This is a genomic window from Pseudomonas sp. efr-133-TYG-5 (assembly GCF_030209175.1).
Classification (GTDB): domain Bacteria; phylum Pseudomonadota; class Gammaproteobacteria; order Pseudomonadales; family Pseudomonadaceae; genus Aquipseudomonas.
Window position 1 is genome coordinate 2,440,155 of record NZ_JARVSM010000001.1, and the last position, 15,988, is coordinate 2,456,142.

Annotated in this window: 20 protein-coding genes; 11 read left to right on the forward strand and 9 right to left on the reverse strand. The window is 62.7% G+C overall.

Features of this window, described 5'->3' with window-relative positions:
• Nucleotides 1–24: 24 nt before the first annotated feature.
• The 5 genes from QRN70_RS11090 to QRN70_RS11110 all read right to left on the reverse strand — a co-directional run bounded on the left by QRN70_RS11090 (nt 25) and on the right by QRN70_RS11110 (nt 3,971).
• Nucleotides 25–936, reverse strand: coding sequence for an SDR family oxidoreductase (locus tag QRN70_RS11090; protein ID WP_285417676.1), 912 nt, complete (start codon nt 934–936; stop codon nt 25–27).
• A 156-nt stretch (nt 937–1,092) separates the two neighbouring features.
• The gene (locus QRN70_RS11095; protein ID WP_285417678.1) at nt 1,093–1,995 is read right to left on the reverse strand and encodes an alpha/beta fold hydrolase; all 903 of its coding nucleotides are present in this window, start codon (nt 1,993–1,995) and stop codon (nt 1,093–1,095) included.
• Nucleotides 1,995–2,777: a class II aldolase/adducin family protein gene (locus tag QRN70_RS11100; RefSeq protein ID WP_285417680.1), complete on the reverse strand. Its 783-nt coding sequence runs from the start codon at nt 2,775–2,777 to the stop codon at nt 1,995–1,997. The genes QRN70_RS11095 and QRN70_RS11100 overlap by 1 nt, the downstream gene beginning before the upstream one ends.
• A gap of 131 nt (nt 2,778–2,908) precedes the next feature.
• A complete protein-coding gene (locus tag QRN70_RS11105) occupies nt 2,909–3,595 on the reverse strand; it encodes an LrgB family protein (RefSeq protein ID WP_285417682.1) in 687 nt (228 codons plus the stop codon).
• A complete protein-coding gene (locus tag QRN70_RS11110; RefSeq protein WP_285417684.1) occupies nt 3,585–3,971 on the reverse strand; it encodes a CidA/LrgA family protein in 387 nt (128 codons plus the stop codon). Before QRN70_RS11110 ends, QRN70_RS11105 begins: the two co-directional genes overlap by 11 nt.
• A gap of 95 nt (nt 3,972–4,066) precedes the next feature.
• Here QRN70_RS11110 and QRN70_RS11115 point away from each other — a divergent pair, with 95 nt between their 5' ends.
• Nucleotides 4,067–4,954, forward strand: coding sequence for a LysR family transcriptional regulator (locus QRN70_RS11115; RefSeq protein ID WP_285417686.1), 888 nt, complete (start codon nt 4,067–4,069; stop codon nt 4,952–4,954).
• Here the strand turns inward: QRN70_RS11115 and QRN70_RS11120 are convergent.
• Nucleotides 4,944–5,399 carry a flavodoxin gene (locus QRN70_RS11120; RefSeq protein WP_285417688.1) on the reverse strand — a complete coding sequence of 152 codons (456 nt, stop codon included), beginning with the start codon at nt 5,397–5,399 and terminating at the stop codon, nt 4,944–4,946. The two genes, QRN70_RS11115 and QRN70_RS11120, sit on opposite strands and share 11 nt — an antisense overlap.
• 154 nt (nt 5,400–5,553) lie before the next feature.
• On the opposite strand from QRN70_RS11120, the gene QRN70_RS11125 reads away from it, so the two are divergent.
• Together QRN70_RS11125 and QRN70_RS11130 are read left to right on the forward strand one after the other, a co-directional pair.
• Nucleotides 5,554–6,030 carry a PAS domain-containing protein gene (locus QRN70_RS11125; RefSeq protein WP_285417690.1) on the forward strand — a complete coding sequence of 159 codons (477 nt, stop codon included), beginning with the start codon at nt 5,554–5,556 and terminating at the stop codon, nt 6,028–6,030.
• Nucleotides 6,031–6,084: 54 nt separating this feature from the next.
• Nucleotides 6,085–6,690 carry a hypothetical protein gene (locus QRN70_RS11130; protein WP_285417692.1) on the forward strand — a complete coding sequence of 202 codons (606 nt, stop codon included), beginning with the start codon at nt 6,085–6,087 and terminating at the stop codon, nt 6,688–6,690.
• A gap of 4 nt (nt 6,691–6,694) precedes the next feature.
• Here the strand turns inward: QRN70_RS11130 and QRN70_RS11135 are convergent, their stop codons facing one another.
• On the reverse strand, nt 6,695–7,654 hold the full coding sequence (locus QRN70_RS11135) for a MerR family transcriptional regulator (protein WP_502941558.1): 960 nt from the start codon (nt 7,652–7,654) through the stop codon (nt 6,695–6,697).
• Nucleotides 7,655–7,867: 213 nt separating this feature from the next.
• Here QRN70_RS11135 and QRN70_RS11140 point away from each other — a divergent pair, with 213 nt between their 5' ends.
• The 6 genes from QRN70_RS11140 to QRN70_RS11165 all read left to right on the forward strand — a co-directional run bounded on the left by QRN70_RS11140 (nt 7,868) and on the right by QRN70_RS11165 (nt 11,000).
• Nucleotides 7,868–8,437 (forward strand): antibiotic biosynthesis monooxygenase, encoded by a 570-nt coding sequence (locus tag QRN70_RS11140; RefSeq protein ID WP_285417696.1) that lies wholly within the window; start codon nt 7,868–7,870, stop codon nt 8,435–8,437.
• A 173-nt stretch (nt 8,438–8,610) separates the two neighbouring features.
• A complete protein-coding gene (folM, locus tag QRN70_RS11145; RefSeq protein ID WP_285417698.1) occupies nt 8,611–9,321 on the forward strand; it encodes a dihydromonapterin reductase in 711 nt (236 codons plus the stop codon).
• Between the two features lie 22 nt (nt 9,322–9,343).
• Nucleotides 9,344–9,904, forward strand: coding sequence for a GTP cyclohydrolase I FolE (folE, locus tag QRN70_RS11150; protein WP_285417700.1), 561 nt, complete (start codon nt 9,344–9,346; stop codon nt 9,902–9,904).
• Nucleotides 9,905–10,276 (forward strand): dihydroneopterin triphosphate 2'-epimerase, encoded by a 372-nt coding sequence (folX, locus tag QRN70_RS11155; protein ID WP_285417701.1) that lies wholly within the window; start codon nt 9,905–9,907, stop codon nt 10,274–10,276.
• Between the two features lie 96 nt (nt 10,277–10,372).
• Entirely contained in the window at nt 10,373–10,669 is a 297-nt protein-coding gene (locus QRN70_RS11160) for a DUF1244 domain-containing protein (protein ID WP_285417702.1), read from the forward strand.
• Complete coding sequence (locus QRN70_RS11165; protein WP_011332495.1) at nt 10,662–11,000, forward strand: HopJ type III effector protein; 339 nt, start codon at nt 10,662–10,664, stop codon at nt 10,998–11,000. Before QRN70_RS11160 ends, QRN70_RS11165 begins: the two co-directional genes overlap by 8 nt.
• Nucleotides 11,001–11,182: 182 nt before the next feature.
• On the opposite strand, the gene trxB is transcribed toward QRN70_RS11165, so the two are convergent.
• Nucleotides 11,183–12,145, reverse strand: coding sequence for a thioredoxin-disulfide reductase (gene trxB / locus QRN70_RS11170; protein WP_085698483.1), 963 nt, complete (start codon nt 12,143–12,145; stop codon nt 11,183–11,185).
• A 310-nt stretch (nt 12,146–12,455) separates the two neighbouring features.
• On the opposite strand from trxB, the gene cysZ reads away from it, so the two are divergent.
• Nucleotides 12,456–13,208, forward strand: coding sequence for a sulfate transporter CysZ (gene cysZ, locus QRN70_RS11175; RefSeq protein ID WP_285417703.1), 753 nt, complete (start codon nt 12,456–12,458; stop codon nt 13,206–13,208).
• Nucleotides 13,209–13,261: 53 nt separating this feature from the next.
• The gene (locus QRN70_RS11180; RefSeq protein ID WP_285417704.1) at nt 13,262–14,461 is read left to right on the forward strand and encodes a glycosyltransferase family 4 protein; all 1,200 of its coding nucleotides are present in this window, start codon (nt 13,262–13,264) and stop codon (nt 14,459–14,461) included.
• 324 nt (nt 14,462–14,785) lie between these two features.
• Here the strand turns inward: QRN70_RS11180 and QRN70_RS11185 are convergent, their stop codons facing one another.
• Nucleotides 14,786–15,889 (reverse strand): NADH:flavin oxidoreductase, encoded by a 1,104-nt coding sequence (locus QRN70_RS11185; protein ID WP_285417705.1) that lies wholly within the window; start codon nt 15,887–15,889, stop codon nt 14,786–14,788.
• Nucleotides 15,890–15,988 lie beyond the last annotated feature (99 nt).

Sequence of the window (15,988 nt, forward strand, 5' to 3'; positions counted from 1 at the left end):
GCCCGCTGACTTTGCCGCAAGGCGTCACAAGGAATACTTCTGCAGATTCGCCATCATTTCCTTGAGCGCTTCGATGTTGTCCTGCGGATGCGCCGCGCCGTCGAAATCGCAGATCTGCTGCCAGTGCGCCGCGACATCTTCGGGGCTGAAACCGCTGCGCGGATCGAAGCCGGCGCCGAGGCTGCGCTCCCAGCGCACCTTGCCCATCCAGCCGCCACCGACTTCGAACAGGCCCGCGGTTTCCGCGCATTGCGCGCTGGCCAGATACACCACCAGCGGGCTGACCAGTTCCGGTTTCAGCTGCTCGAAGACTTGCGGCGGGATCAGGCCTTCAGTCATGCGCGTGCCGCCCGTGGGGGCGATGGCATTGACCAGGATGTTGTTCTTGCGTCCTTCGATGGCCAGGGTGCGGGTCAGGCCATACAAACCGAGCTTGGCCATGCCGTAGTTGGACTGGCCGAAGTTGCCGTAGATGCCCGAGGTCGACGCAGTAAAGATCACCCGCCCGTAGTTCTGCTCCCGCAGGTGCGGCCAGGCGGCGCGAGTCACTTTGTAGGCACCTTCGACGTGGACCCGGTAGACCAGGTCCCAGTCGGCGTCGTCCATCTTGTGGAAGGTCTTGTCGCGCAGGATCCCGGCGTTGTTGACCACCACGTCGACCCGGCCGAACGCATCGAGGGCGTTCTGCACCAGTTTGTCGCCGTCGGTGACCGAGTCGTGGTTGGCTTCGGCGATACCGCCGGCGGCGCGAATTTCGGCGACCACGCGGTCGGCGGCAGAGGCGTTGGCGCCTTCGCCCTGAGTCGAGCCGCCGAGGTCGTTGACCAGCACTCTGGCGCCATGCCGGGCGAACAGCAGCGCATGGGCCCGGCCCAGACCACCGCCGGCTCCGGTGACGATCACGACTTTATCTTCGAAACGCACAGACTCATTCATCGGGGAACTCCAGCAGGCCTGAGGGACAGTGCTCGGAGTGTCAGGCACGGCGCTTTCAGTCACAACGAACACGGCTGAGGCTGAATGGTGCGCGATAAGGCTGGGGGATGATGAAGTGGCCCAGGCGACGATCGCAGCCCGCAGGCGGCGATCGTGTCAGGAGCAGGCCACCTTGCGCGGTGGCAGCACGAATTGATCGCGAAACTGCAAATAATGCTTGAGCACCTGCACCGGCGCCTCGGTCTGCGGATAGTGGCCGATGCCTGGCAACAGCACGGTATCGGCGTCGGCAATCAGTTCGCGATAACGCTCGACCATGTGCACGCCGGAAATCGGATCGACCGCGCCATCGATGACCCGCAGCGGAATTTCGCCGCGCTGCATCGCGGCGACCCAGCGATCACGCTGGACCCGACGCTCGGGGATGTAGGCGATCAGTTTGTGCAGGATCCGAGGTCCGCGGTTGCTGTCGATCAGGCTCCAGAAATCATCCAGTTCACTTTCGCTGGGACCGGTGTCGGGGCCGAAAATCTGCCGGAAACTTTTCACCAGGCGATCGCGGCTGAAGGCGCGGCCGATCATCCAGCCCAGCGGGCTGAGCAACAATTTCTGCGTCAGCACCGGACGGTGGGTTTCGGGAAACAGCCCGCCGTTGAGGAACACGCAACTGGCGACATCGATCAGGCCGTCGTAGTGCCGGGCGAGCAGTTCCTGGGCGACGCTGTCGCCGTAGTCGTGGGCCAGCACATGCAGCGGCTGCTCGACCTGCAGGTGCGCGAGCAATGCCTGCTGCAGATCGGCCTGCTCGAGCAGGCTGTAATCGTGGTTCAGCGGTTTCGCCGAATCGCCGAAGCCGAGCATGTCGCAGGCAATCACCCGGTAGCGTTGCGCCAGTGGCTGCCACAGGTAGTGCCAGTCCCAACTGGCCGTCGGGAAGCCATGGATCAGCAGCAGCGGCTCGCCCTGCCCGGCCGTCCAGTAGCGGATCGCCTGGCCACGGAAGACAAACGTCTGGCCGCGCTTGCGCCAGACACTCAGAGGAATCTCGGAGAGCGGCATTAGAGTCTGTACCCCCCGTCCTGTTTATCGAGCTTGCGCAGCAGCGCCGGCCAGGCCAGCGCGCCGCCCATGCCCTGGGCACTCTTGGTGACGCCGGCGATCATCGCCTTGGCGCCCGCCAGGATCTGCGGTTCGATGGCGATGAGTTCGGCACCGCCGGTTTGCGCCATCACCTGGATGTCGCAGGCCCGCTGGAAGGTGAACATCATCAGGAACGTGTCGGCGATGGTACCGCCGCAGGTCAGCAGACCGTGGTTGTGCAGCATGAGGAAATTGCAGTCGCCGAGGTCGGCCTGCAGGCGGGCCTTTTCCTCGTGGTTGAGTGCCACCCCTTCGTAGGCGTGATAGGCCAGGCTCGACAGCACGAACAGCGACTGCTGACTGATCGGCAACACCCCCTGTTTCTGCGCCGACACGGCGACACCGGAAGCGGTATGGGTGTGCAGCACACACGCCACATCGTGGCGCACTTCGTGCACCGCACTGTGAATGGTGTAGCCGGCAGGGTTGATCTCGTAGGGACTGTCCATCAGCTTGTTGCCGGCCTGATCGACCTTGACCAGGCTCGAAGCGCTGATCTCGTGAAACATCAGGCCGAACGGATTGATCAGGAAATCCTCGGTGCCGGGGACCTTGGCGGAAATGTGGGTGAAGATCAGGTCATCCCAGCCATGCAGCGCGACCAGGCGATAACAGGCGGCAAGATCGACCCGGGTCTGCCACTCCGCGGCACTGACCTGGTTTTTCACATCGAGGGACGACTGGACGGGGGCTACGCTCACTGTATGCACCTCTGCGTTCTTGTTCTTGGGCATGTGTCAGCAGTCTAGTCAGGCCCAGGAATTCACGTAGTTGCATTGGCAGCCAGCTTGATGACTGAACGAGTCAGCAGGGCAAACTCTTTGGATCCATGTCAAAGCATCGACGCCAACAAAGGCGCGGCAAACAGGTTGAGCAGCCCGGTCAGCACCATCACCAGGCCCGCGACCGAGCCCTCCTCGCCGCCGACTTCATGGGCCCGGCTGACCCCGGCACCGTGGGCGCCGACACCGAACAACGCACCTCGCGCCAGGGCACTGCGCAGCGGCAGCCACTTGAGCAGGACGCCACCGAGCATGGCGCCGAAGACCCCGGTGAACATCACGAACACCGCGGTCAGTTCCGGCACGCCGCCGAGATCCTGCGCCAGCGGCATGGCGAACGGAGTGGTGATCGAGCGCGGCAGCAGCGACAGCGTCACCGCGCTGTCCAGCGCCAGCAGCCTGGCCAGGCCGAACGAGGTGCCAACCGACGCCGCGCTGCCGGCAAGCATGCCCAACAGCAGCGCGGACCAATGCCGTACCAGCAGGCGCCGCTGCTGCCAGATCGGAACGGCAAACGCCACCGTCACCGGGCCCAGCACCTGCATCAGCCAATGAGTGTTGCTCGCGTATTCGGCGTAGGCGGTGTGCAGCGGCACCGCCACGGCCAGCAGCAGCGCCGGCACCAGGATCAGCGGCGACAGCAAGTAACGCCCGCTGCGCCGGTACAACCAGCGGCTGAACAGGTACGCCAGGAGGGTGAAGGTCAGCCAGAACATCGGCATCAGCTCAAGCTTCACGGGACCGCCTCAGGCGCACCGCCAGTTCCACGGTGAACGCCGTCACCAGCATCACCATCAGGGTGCTGGCGGCGATCACCAGCATGATCCGCCAGCCGTCATTGCGCAGCAGCGCGCCGTAATCCAGCAGGCTCATCAGTGCCGGAATAAAGAACAGCAGCATCTCCGCCATCAACAGTCCGGCGCCCAGTTGCAACGCTGCCGGTTTGACCCAGCCTGCGGCGAACGCCAGCAACAACAGCGCCATGCCGATCACCCCGCCGGGGATCGGCCACGCCAGCCACGCGGACAGCTGGCAGCCGAACAGATACAGGCCGAGCAGCACGGCCAGTTCGCTGCACAGGCGGGACAGATGTTTGAGCATTGAGGGTTTCATTACGGACTCCAGACAGGCGTCCATTTTACGAAGCGACCTGCTATCTCCGAAGCGAATTGTTAGACTCGCAGCCATTCCAATCTGGAATCATCACCATGGAATTCCGACAACTGCGCAGCTTCGTCGAAGTCATGCATCAGGGCGGCTTCACGCAGGCTGCGAAAACCCTGCACATCAGCCAGTCCGCCGTGAGCAAGCAAGTCGCCCAGCTGGAGCAGAGCCTGGGCACGCCGCTGCTGGAACGGCTTGGCTCGCAACTGCGTCTCACCGCGGCCGGCAGCGTGGTCCTGCAACGCGCCGAGGGCATGTTGCGCTTGCGCAATGAATTGCTCAGCGAACTCGACGACCTCAGCCAACTGGCACGCGGCGAGTTGCGCCTCGGCCTGCCGCTGCTGGGCAGCGATGCGCTGTTCGCCGGGCTGTTCGCCGAGTACCGCCGACGCTATCCGAATATCAGCATTCAGTTGCTTGAGGGGGGCAGTCGCAACATCGAGCAGGCGGTGCTCAGTGGCGAACTGGAACTCGGCGGCAGTCTGTTGCCGAAAGACCCGCAGTTCGACTGCCAGCCGTTCTGTGATGAACCGCTGGATGCGCTGCTGCCGGTGGATCATCCGCTGGCGGGCCGGGGCGTGATCAGCCTGCGGGAACTGGCGGACACGCCCTTCCTGCTTTATCAGCGCAGCTTCGTGCTCAACGACCGCCTGCTCCAGGCCTGCCAACAGATGGGCTTCACGCCGAAGGAAGGCGGCCGCAGCGGGCAGGCGGATTTCCTCGCCGCACTGGTGGCGGCGGGACAGGGCGTGGTGCTGTTACCGAGTGTGGTCGCGCGCGGGCTGGTGCGGCCGGGCGTGGTGCGCCTGACCTTGCAGGCGCCGGATTACTTGCGCTGGGACATCGCGTTCATCTGGCGCCACGGCGCCTATCTGTCGAAGGCTGCACAGGCCTGGCTGGCCCTGCTGCGCGAACGCCCGATCAGCCCTTGAGGGCGTCAATCAGTTGCGCCAGCCAAGGCTCGGCATCGGCTTCCGGGGTGACGCTTTCGCTGGCATCGAGACGCAGCATCGGCTGCACTTCGCGCAGGCCCAGTTCGGCGAACAGTTCGCGCATCTGCTCGCCGCCGCCGCAGAATGTGTCGCCGTAGCTGGCGTCACCCAGGGCGATGACCGCACCCGGCAGGCCGCGCCAGGCGGCGGGCAGTTGATCGCGGATGGTCGAGTACAGCGGTTGCAGGTTGTCCGGCAGTTCGCCCATGCCGGTGGTCGACGTCACGGCCAGAAGCGCCTCGGGGGCGAAGCCCTGGAGATCGGCCAGGGTTGCACGCGGGCTGTAGAACGTTTCGTGACCGGCGGCCTGCAACAGGCTCTGGGCGTGACGAGCGACTTCCTCGGCCGTGCCGTAGACCGAGCCGGAAAGAATGGCGACTTTCATCAATCTGATCCTGAAAACTGAAAAAAAGAGCAACGATAGTAGCAGCCGCCAGCGCAAAGCTGCGATTGGCTCGCGTTTGGCCTTGATGGCCAGTAGACAGCGGCGGGCGATCTTCTAGAATGCCAGCCACCGAAAGCCCCGGACGGATTCAGAGATGATCAAAGCCAGCCTGCTGCAAATGGTGATCAACGCCTCCAACGACGGCATCGTGGTGACGGAAAAGGAAGGCGACCAGGACACCATCCTGATCTACGTGAACCCCGCGTTCGAACGCCTGACCGGTTACAGCAGCGAAGAGATCCTCTATCAGGACTGCCGCTTCCTGCAGGCCGGTGACCGTGATCAGCAAAGCCTGGAGCGGATTCGCCAGGTCCTGAGGGACGGTGGTGCGTGCCGCGAAATCCTGCGCAATTACCGCAAGGACGGCACGCCGTTCTGGAACGAGCTGTCGATATCGACGATAAAAAATGCCGAAGATGGCCAGACGTATTTCATCGGTGTACAGAAAGACGTCAGCGTCCAGGTCAAGGCGCAACAACGCGTGACGCAGCTCGAAGCCCAGGTCGCCGCCCTGCAGGCAGAGCTCGCGGCGCTGAAAGCGACGAACGGCGCAAACAAAACTGCGAACTAAGTGTCAGTAACTACAATCACCAATGACTTTGTAACTATTTCTTACGAGTTAACCATGCAACGCGACGCCCTCCTCACTCAGGATGAGCTGGATTTCATCCAGACCATGCAGCACAACCCGCAACTCAATGTGCGGGATGCGACGTCGAGTCTGCTGGTTAATGGCGGTTCGCAGATCCGCGACCTGCTCACGCGCCTCGCCGCGCATGAACAGGTGACGATCCAGGCAAACTTCGAAAACCAGCAGATGACATTCCCGCTGCACCTGGTCGAGGACGAATTCCACGCCCTGCATTTGCGTCTGGGGGTGCCAAGCATCTACGAAGACGGGCCGATGGTGCGCCCGTGGCGCCTGACCCTGGAAGAACCGGTCGCCCTGGAAAACGCCAAGGGCCAGCCGGGTACGTTCTGGGTGCATGAGGTGTCGCACAAAGGCGTGCTGCTGGAAGTGCGCAACAAGACCAAACCACCCAAGCACTTTGCCTTGTGGTTCAGCCCTTCAGGCTATGAGCGGATTGCCCTGCGCGGCAATTTCGAACGCGAGACCGAAAGCGGATTCTTCGCCTATGAACTGAGTCAGACCGACGCCGACGAAACCGAGCGCCTGCGCCAGTTCATCCTGCAGCAACATCGCCTGACCCACCCTGCCCTGCACACCTGAGTCTTCAGGTATCCAGCGTTCCCGCCATGAACTGCAGCATCCGCTGGCGCATGGTCACCGCTTCATTGCCCAGGCACGCGACCGATGATCCGGCGAGGCTGTCCTGGGCCAGATCGGCCGCATCCCCCGCCAGCATCAACTGACAATCGAGACTCAGCGCCAGGCGGTTGAGGCGCCGCGGCAATTCGGCGCTCGGCGCATGATTGGAAAACAACACCAGCGCCTGCGGCTTGATCTTTTCGCAGACCAGGGTCAGTTCATCGAACGGCTGGCCGCTGGTCAGCACCCGCACGCCGGCATCATTGCCACTGAGAAACAGCGCCGCCACCAGCAGCTCCAGCTCGCGGCACTGCCCGGCCAGGGCACTGACCACCACCCGGCGCGGCTGTGAACCGCGCAGCATGACGATCCGCTGCAACACCCGCGCGCGCAGGAACCCATCGAAAAACAGCCATTCGCTGGTCTGGCCGAAGGCGTCCTGGCGTTGCAGCATCCGCAGCCACAACGGCATCAGGATGTCCTGGAACACCACCGGCAAGGCGTAGGACGAGAAGATCTGGCCATAGACGCGATCCAGCTCCTGGTCATCGAACGAGCTGACCGCGCGCTGCACCTGATCCTGCCATTGCTGGTAATCGGCCTGCACCTGGTCGTCGGAGATGAAGTGCGCCAGCACTTTCAGCGGCTCGGTCTTGGCCAGGATCTTGCCGATCTTGCTCACCGCCACGCCGCGGTCGATCCAGTCGACGATGCTGCGCACACGCTCGATATCGGTCATCGAATACAAGCGGTGCCCACTTTCGGTGCGCGTCGGCTGGATCAAGCCGTAGCGGCGTTCCCAGGCACGCAGGGTCACCGGGTTCACACCCGTCAGCCGAGAAACCTCGCGAATGGGAAAAAGCTCCTCGCGCTCAAGGGCAACAGATGTCGGTGAACCTGGCTGAACATCTGCAATGACTGGCATAGGTGTGTACACGTCCATCGGTGGCGTAGTTGGATCCCATTCTACTCCTGATGCCCGGTGACGATTCAAGTGATGAACTGCGACGAATGTCGCTGGTTTATTCACGATAATCAGGAATAATCCTTGCTTGTCGATAAACGCAGCCCACTACCCCGGCGCTGCGTCTGGCGAAACTCCTACCCGGAGCAACGCAAAGCAATTCGGAGATACACAATGTCTACTTCCCCCGTCACGCTGATGGTTGCGCGTCGTGTCGCTGCTGGCCGCTATCAGGACCTGATCGCCTGGCTGCGCGAAGGCGAACAACTGGCCACCGACTTTCCCGGCTATCTCGGCTCCGGCGTACTCGCACCACCGCCCGGCGACGATGAATTCCAGATCATCTTCCGTTTCGTCGACGAGCACACCCTGCACGCCTGGGAGCACTCGGCCTCACGCACCGCGTGGCTGGCGCGGGGCAGCGATCTGTTCGCGCACCCCAAGGAGCATCGGGTCAGCGGCATCGAAGGCTGGTTCGGCGCGGCCGGCCAGCGACCACCGCGCTGGAAACAGGCCGTGGCGATCTGGCTGGCGTTTTTCCCGGTGTCGCTGCTGTTCAACTTCGTCCTCGGGCCATGGCTCGGCGAGTTGAGTCTGCTGCCCCGGGTGCTGATCAGCACGGCATGCCTGACGCCGCTGATGGTGTACTTCTTTATTCCGCTGTCGACGCGGTTGCTCGCGGGTTGGTTGAACAGCGTTGCGCCACGTCCCTTGCCTGCAACGCCTTCTACGCAAAACCGCTAATCCCGCGGGGGAAGGAGCCTGCTCGCGAACGCGTGGCACCGGTCGACATGCCTGTTGGCTGTCAGTGCGCCTTCGCGAGCAGGCTCGCTTTCACCTGTCAGGGCGAGCCGGTAATAGGTGGGCAAGCCGCGTCGCTGTTATAGTTTTTGCTCCCACCGCGACGCGAGCCGTTCATGACCCTTTCCTCCGCCCCGATCCTCATCACCGGTGCCGGCCAGCGTGTCGGTCTGCACTGCGCGCAGCGTTTGCTTGAAGACGGCCATCGGGTCATCTTCACCTACCGCAGCGAACGCCCGGGCGTGCAAGCCCTGCGCGATCTGGGCGCTGTCGCGGTGTTCGCGGACTTTTCCAGCGAAGCCGGCATCCTCACCTTCATCGATGAGCTGAAAACCCACACCGACAGCCTGCGCGCCATCGTCCACAATGCTTCCGAATGGCTGGCGGAAACCGCGGACACCGAGGCCGACGCCTTTTTGCGCATGTTCAACGTGCACATGCTCGCGCCGTACCTGATCAACCTGCACTGCGCCGACCTGCTCCAGCGCTCGACGCCCGCGGACATCATTCATATCAGCGACGACGTCACGCGCAAGGGCAGCAGCCGGCATATCGGCTATTGCGCCAGCAAGGCCGGGCTCGACAGCCTGACCCTGTCGTTCGCCGCCCGCTATGCGCCGGCGATCAAGGTCAACGGCATCGCCCCGGCCCTGCTATTGTTCAATCCCGACGACGACGCGGCGTACCGCGCCAAGGCACTGGCGAAATCCGCGCTGGGCATCGAGCCCGGCAGCGAAGTGATCTACCAGAGCCTGCGTTATCTGCTCGACAACCCTTATGTCACCGGCACTACCCTGACCGTCAACGGCGGGCGACACGTCAAATAACCCCGCCCCGCGAGGATGCGCCATGCCACTGTCCCTGCCCGACAACTACCGTCAGATCCTCATCGGCCTCGGTGAAGATCCCGACCGCGAGGGCTTGCTCGACACCCCGCTGCGTGCGGCCAAGGCCATGCAATACCTGTGTCACGGCTACGCGCAGAGCGTCGACGAGATCGTCAATGGCGCGCTGTTTGCCTCTGACAGTGATGAAATGATCATCGTCGCCGACATCGAGTTGTATTCGTTGTGCGAGCATCACCTGCTGCCCTTCATCGGCAAGGCCCATGTGGCTTATATTCCGACGGGCAAGGTGCTGGGGCTGTCGAAGATCGCACGGCTGGTGGACATGTTCGCCAGACGCCTGCAGATTCAGGAAAACCTCACCCGGCAGATCGCCGAGGCGGTCCAGCAGGTCACCGCTGCCGCCGGCGTGGCAGTGGTGATAGAAGCCCGACACATGTGCATGATGATGCGCGGTGTCGAAAAACAGAATTCGACGATGAACACCTCGGTCATGCTCGGCGCCTTCCGCGAGTCGAGCAACACCCGCCAGGAGTTCCTGCAATTGATTGGACGGAGCAAGTAAATGCCACAACTTCAACCGGGAATGGCGCGCATCCGGGTCAAGGATCTGCGCCTGCGCACCTTTATCGGGATCAACGAGGACGAAATCCTCAACAAGCAGGATGTGCTGATCAACCTGACCATTCTGTACGCGGCGCAGGAAGCGGTGCGTGACAACGACATCGATCACGCCTTGAACTACCGCACCATCACCAAGGCGATCATCGCCCACGTCGAAGGCAACCGCTTCGCGCTGCTCGAACGCCTGACCCAGGAGCTGCTGGACCTGGTGATGAGCAACGCCTCGGTGCTCTATGCCGAGGTCGAGGTGGACAAGCCGCACGCCCTGCGCTTTGCTGAATCGGTGTCCATAACGCTTGCAGCGAGCCGCTAGCTTCAAGCTTCCAGCGGCACGCTGTAAACTTCGTATCACCGCCACCCATCCTGCAGCTTGAAGCTCGTCGCTTGAAGCTGTCTCGCAGAGACTCCCATGACCGAGCAACAACGCCTCGAACTCGAAGCCGCCGCCTTCCGCCGACTGGTCGCCCACCTGGACAGCCGCAAGGACGTGCAGAACATCGACCTGATGAACCTCGCCGGCTTCTGCCGCAACTGCCTGTCGAAGTGGTACAAGGCCGAAGCCGACGAGCGCCAGATCGAGGTCAGCCTCGATGACGCCCGCGAAGTGGTTTACGGCATGCCGTACGCCGAGTGGAAAGCCCAATACCAGCAAGAAGCCAGCGCCGAACAACAAGCGGCGTTCGCCAAAGGAAAACCCCATGAGTGATCTGAACACCCTGCGCGCCAGCCTCAAGAGCGGCGAACACGTTTTTGCCGACACCTTGTCCTTCATCGCCGCCGGCTACGACTACCAGCCTCAGGCGTTCAACAACGGTGGCGTGGAAAACGCGGCCGGGCAGAACGAAGGCTCATGCAAGACGCTCGGTCTGGCGCTGCTGGAAGGCCTGAGCGATGAAGAGGCACTGCTGGCATTCGGCGAACACTACCGTTCGGTGGTAGCGACGCCCGAGGGCAGCGATCACGGCAATATCCGTGCGCTGATCCAGCACGGCCTGGCCGGTGTGAAGTTCGAAGCACAGCCGCTGACCCGCCGCTGATCTCTACAGCAATACCCACCCCCTGTGGGAGCGAGCCTGCTCGCGAATACGGACTGACATTCAACACAAATGTCGACTGACAAACCGCCTTCGCGAGCAAGTTCCCACAGGGTTGTGCGGCGTAGTTGAAACCGCGGGTATAAAAAAACCGGCCAATCGGCCGGTTTTTTTCTGTCTGCGATTTAGAACGAAGCGTTCTGCAGACCGTCCAGGTAACGCTCGGTGTCCAGTGCCGCCATGCACCCGGCGCCAGCCGAAGTAATGGCCTGGCGGTACACGTGGTCGGCCACGTCGCCGGCGGCGAAGATGCCTTCGACGCTGGTCGCGGTGGCGTTGCCTTCACGGCCGCCCTGAACCACCAGGTAGCCGTCCTTCAATTCCAGCTGACCTTCGAACAGAGAAGTGTTCGGGGTGTGGCCGATGGCGATGAACACGCCGTCAACCTTGATTTCGTCGCTGCTGCCGTCGTTGTTCTTCAGGCGCGCACCGGTGACACCCATGTTGTCACCCAGCACTTCGTCGAGGGTGGCGTTCAGTTTCAGCTCGATCTTGCCTTCGGCGACGCGGGCGTTGAGCTTGTCGATCAGGATCTTCTCGGCGCGGAAGGTTTCGCGACGGTGGATCAGGGTCACCTTGCTGGCGATGTTGGCCAGGTACAGGGCTTCTTCGACCGCGGTATTACCGCCACCGACCACGGCAACCGGCTTGTTGCGATAGAAGAAACCGTCGCAGGTCGCGCAGGCCGAAACGCCTTTGCCCATGAACGCTTCTTCCGACGGCAGGCCCAGGTAACGAGCGCTGGCGCCGGTGGCGATGATCAGGGCGTCGCAGGTGTAGGTGCCGCTGTCGCCGGTCAGGCTGTACGGCTTGGACGCGAAGTCGACCGCGTTGATGTGATCGAAGACGATCTCGGTTTCAAAGCGCTCGGCGTGTTCGCGCATGCGCTCCATCAGCACCGGACCGGTCAGGCCGTGGACGTCGCCCGGCCAGTTGTCGACTTCGGTGGTGGTGGTCAGTTGACCACCGGCCTGCATGCCGGTGATCAGCAGTGGCTTGAGGTTGGCGCGGGCCGCGTACACCGCAGCGCTGTAACCGGCAGGGCCGGAACCGAGGATGATCACTCGCGAATGACGGACTTCAGACATGAACCTGCTCCTGTTGACCGGCCAAGATCTCTGGCGCGGACGCCGGACTGCCGGCGGAATAAAAAAGGACTGTGGATAACCTTGGGGAAGGCATGAACTCGACAGTCCTGTAAAAAGTTGGGTGCAGCGTATCGAGGGGGGCAAGATTAAGGAAATACGGTTTAACAATCCAGCTCATAGGTGGTCTCTATGCGCACGCCCTGACGAGATGAGCGTCTTTGTTACAGTGAATGTCGATGCGTCTGCCACGCTTTCGCCGCCTCGGCAAAGCCGGTAAGGTCGGCGCGTTTTCCCTTGCTCGGAGCACCTCATGCCCGCACCTGTCCTGTCCGGCCCGCAATACCTGCGCGAAGGCCTGAAACTGGTTCTCAGCCCAGGCCTGCGCCTGTTCGTGCTGCTGCCACTGGCGATCAACCTGGTGCTGTTCGTCGGCCTGATCTATCTGGCCGGCCATCAGTTCAGCCTTTGGGTCGACAGCCTGATGCCGTCGCTGCCTGACTGGCTGGGCTTTCTCAGCTACATCCTGTGGCCGCTGTTCGTGGTGCTGGTGGCGCTGATGGTGTTTTTCACCTTCACCATGCTGGCCAACGTCATCGCCGCACCGTTCAACGGCTTCCTCGCGGAGAAGGTCGAGGTGGTGGTGCGCGGCACCGATGACTTCCCGGCCTTCAGCTGGGGCGAACTGATCGCCATGATCCCGCGCACCCTGAGTCGGGAAATGCGCAAGCTCGGCTACTTCCTGCCCCGGGCGATCGGCCTGTTCATCCTGTCGTTCATTCCGGTGGTGAACATCGTGGCGGCGCCGCTGTGGCTGTTGTTCGGCGTGTGGATGATGGCAATCCAGTACATCGACTACCCGGCGGACAACCACAAGCTGGGCTGGAACGAAATGCTCGCCTGGCTGCGGCAGAAGCGCTGGCAGAGCATGAGTTTCGGCGGCATCGTCTACCTGGTGCTGCTGATCCCGGTGGTGAACATCCTGATGATGCCCGCCGCCGTGGCCGGGGCGACCCTGTTCTGGGTACGCGAGCGCGGCGCTGAAAACCTCGTGACCCAACGCTAGGCCGGCCGCAACCGCCCTTCACAAATCCATCATCCGATCGTCACAAGCGCGACATGGCCTCAGCCGACACTGAGGTCATGACGACAGCTCTGCATATCACTCTGATCAGCGAAACCTTCCCACCGGAAATCAACGGGGTGGCCAATACCCTCGGCCGCTTGTGCGACGGCTTGCGCGCGCGCGGCCATCAGGTGGAACTGGTGCGGCCGCGCCAGGGTGACGATCCGCAGCGCTGCGACGATGCCGGCCTGCTGCTCTGCCGCGGCTGGCCGCTGCCGGGGTATCCCGGGCTGCAATGGGGCCAATCGTCGATGCACAAGCTGCTGCGGCGCTGGAAACGCCAGCGCCCGGATGTGCTGTACATCGCCACCGAAGGCCCGCTCGGGCTGTCGGCCCTGCGGGCGGCGCGACGCCTGGGCATTGCCGTGGTCAGCGGGTTTCACACCAATTTCCAGCAATACACCAACCAGTACGGCCTCGGTTTTGTCACGCGCCTGCTCACGCATTACCTGCGCTGGTTTCACAATCGCTCGGCGCTGACCCTGGTGCCCAGCGTGAGCCAGCGCCTGGAACTGGAGCGCCGGCATTTCGAGCGCCTGGCGCTGCTGTCGCGAGGTGTCGACAGTCAGCTATTCAATCCGGCCAAACGTTTAAACGCCTTGCGTGAGCAATGGGAGCTGGGCGAGCAGGACATTGCGGTGATTCATGTAGGACGGCTGGCCCCGGAGAAAAACCTCGGCCTGCTCAAGCGCACCTTCGAGAAACTGCGCGACACCTATCCGCAACGCCATCTGAAACTGATCGTGGTCGGCGACGGGCCGCAACGGGTGCTCCTGGAAAAGGAGCTGCCCGAGGCGATTTTCTGCGGTTCGCAGCGAGGTGAAGCGCTGGCGGCGCACTATGCGTCGGGGGATATTTTCCTCTTTCCAAGCCTTACCGAGACCTTTGGCAACGTGGTGCTGGAAGCACTGGCCTCGGGCCTTGGCGTGGTCGCCTACGATCAGGCGGCTGCGGCGCAGCATATCCGCCACGGCTACAACGGCGTGCTGGCGATGCCCGGCGATGAACAGGCATTTTGCGATGCCGCGGCGTGGTTGCTGGAGGAGCAGGAAACCCTGCGCTGCGTGCGCCTCAACGCCCGCCAGCATGCCAGTCGCCAAGGCTGGGCGACGATCATCGAGCAGTTTGAAAGTCACTTGCGGGGCGCGTGCGTCGGGGAGCAAGTCGTGCCGAATGCGCAGACATTGCCTTAGATGTTTGCGGGTTCTGAAGCCGCCTTCGAGCAAGCTCGCTCCCACAAGGGCTCTGCGGTGATCACAGATTGAGTGAGCACCCGAGAACTGTGGGAGCGAGCCTGCTCGCGAAGGGGTGAACTTGAAGGTCACTTGCGGGGCGCGTGCGTCGGGGAGCAGGTCGTGCCGAATGCGCAGACCTTGCCTTAGATGTTTGCTGGTTTTGAAGCCGCCTTCGCGAGCAGGCTCGCTCCCACAAGGGTTCCGCGGTGATCACAGATTGCGTGAACACCCGAGAACCTGTGGGAGCGAGCCTGCTCGCGAAGGGGTCAACAAGGACGCCGCTTAAACCAGCGTCATCAACGCCTCGCGGCTGAACGGCAGGATGTCCTGCTCGCGGCCTTCACGAACCTTCTGCGCCCAGTCCGGATCCACCAGCAGCGCACGGCCCACCGCCACCAGGTCGAACTCGTCGTTGTTCAGGCGCTCCAGCAGTTTCTCCAGGCTGGCCGGTTGCGCGACCTTGTCGGTGTTGACCATGAATTGCAGGAACTCGCCATCCAGGCCGACGCTGCCGACGGTGATGGTCGGCTTGCCGGTCAGCTTGCGCGTCCAGCCGGCCAGGTTCAGCTCGGAACCGTCGAACTCCGGCTCCCAGAAACGGCGCGTCGAGCAGTGGAAAATGTCCACGCCGGCGTCGGACAGCGGCTTGAGGAATTCACCCAGGGCCTGCGGGCTCTGCACCAGGCGCGCGGTGTAGTCCTGCTGCTTCCATTGCGAGAAGCGGAAAATGATCGGGAAGCCTTCGCCGACCGCCGCACGCACGGCCTGGATCAGCTCGATGGCGAAACGCGAACGGTTGGCCAGGCTGCCACCGTACTCGTCGGTGCGCTGGTTGCTGCCTTCCCAGAAGAACTGATCGATCAGATAGCCGTGGGCGCCGTGGATTTCCACGCCATCCATGCCGATGCTCTGGGCATCTTTCGCCGCCTGGGCGAACGCGGCGATCACGTCCTGAATGTCCTGTTTGCTCATGCCGTGAACCACGACCTGACCATCCTTGAGTTTTTCCGACGGACCGTAACCCGGCACGCTGGCGTCCGGCTCGGTGCCAATGCGGCGCACGCTGCCGACGTGCCAGAGTTGCGGAACGATCTTGCCGCCTTCGGCATGCACCGCATCGACCACTTTCTTCCACCCGGCCAGTGCCGCTTCACCGTAGAAATGCGGCACGTTGGGATAGCCGTTGGACGCCTTGTGGCCGACCGTGGTGCCCTCGGTGATGATCAGGCCGACACCGGCTGCCGCGCGCCGGCGGTAGTACTCGATGACTTTCGAATTGGGCACGCCACCCGGCGAGAACGAGCGGGTCATCGGCGCCATGACCACCCGGGTCGGCAGTTCGAGGGCACCGAGGCGGAACGGTTTGAACAAGGCTTGGACCGGCATTGAGGGGCTCCACAGGAAATGACTTTATGACGGCGATAATATGAAGGATCGCGAGCCCTGAACAGCACTATTGATTTGAGTGATCAAGGATCAGAAGAG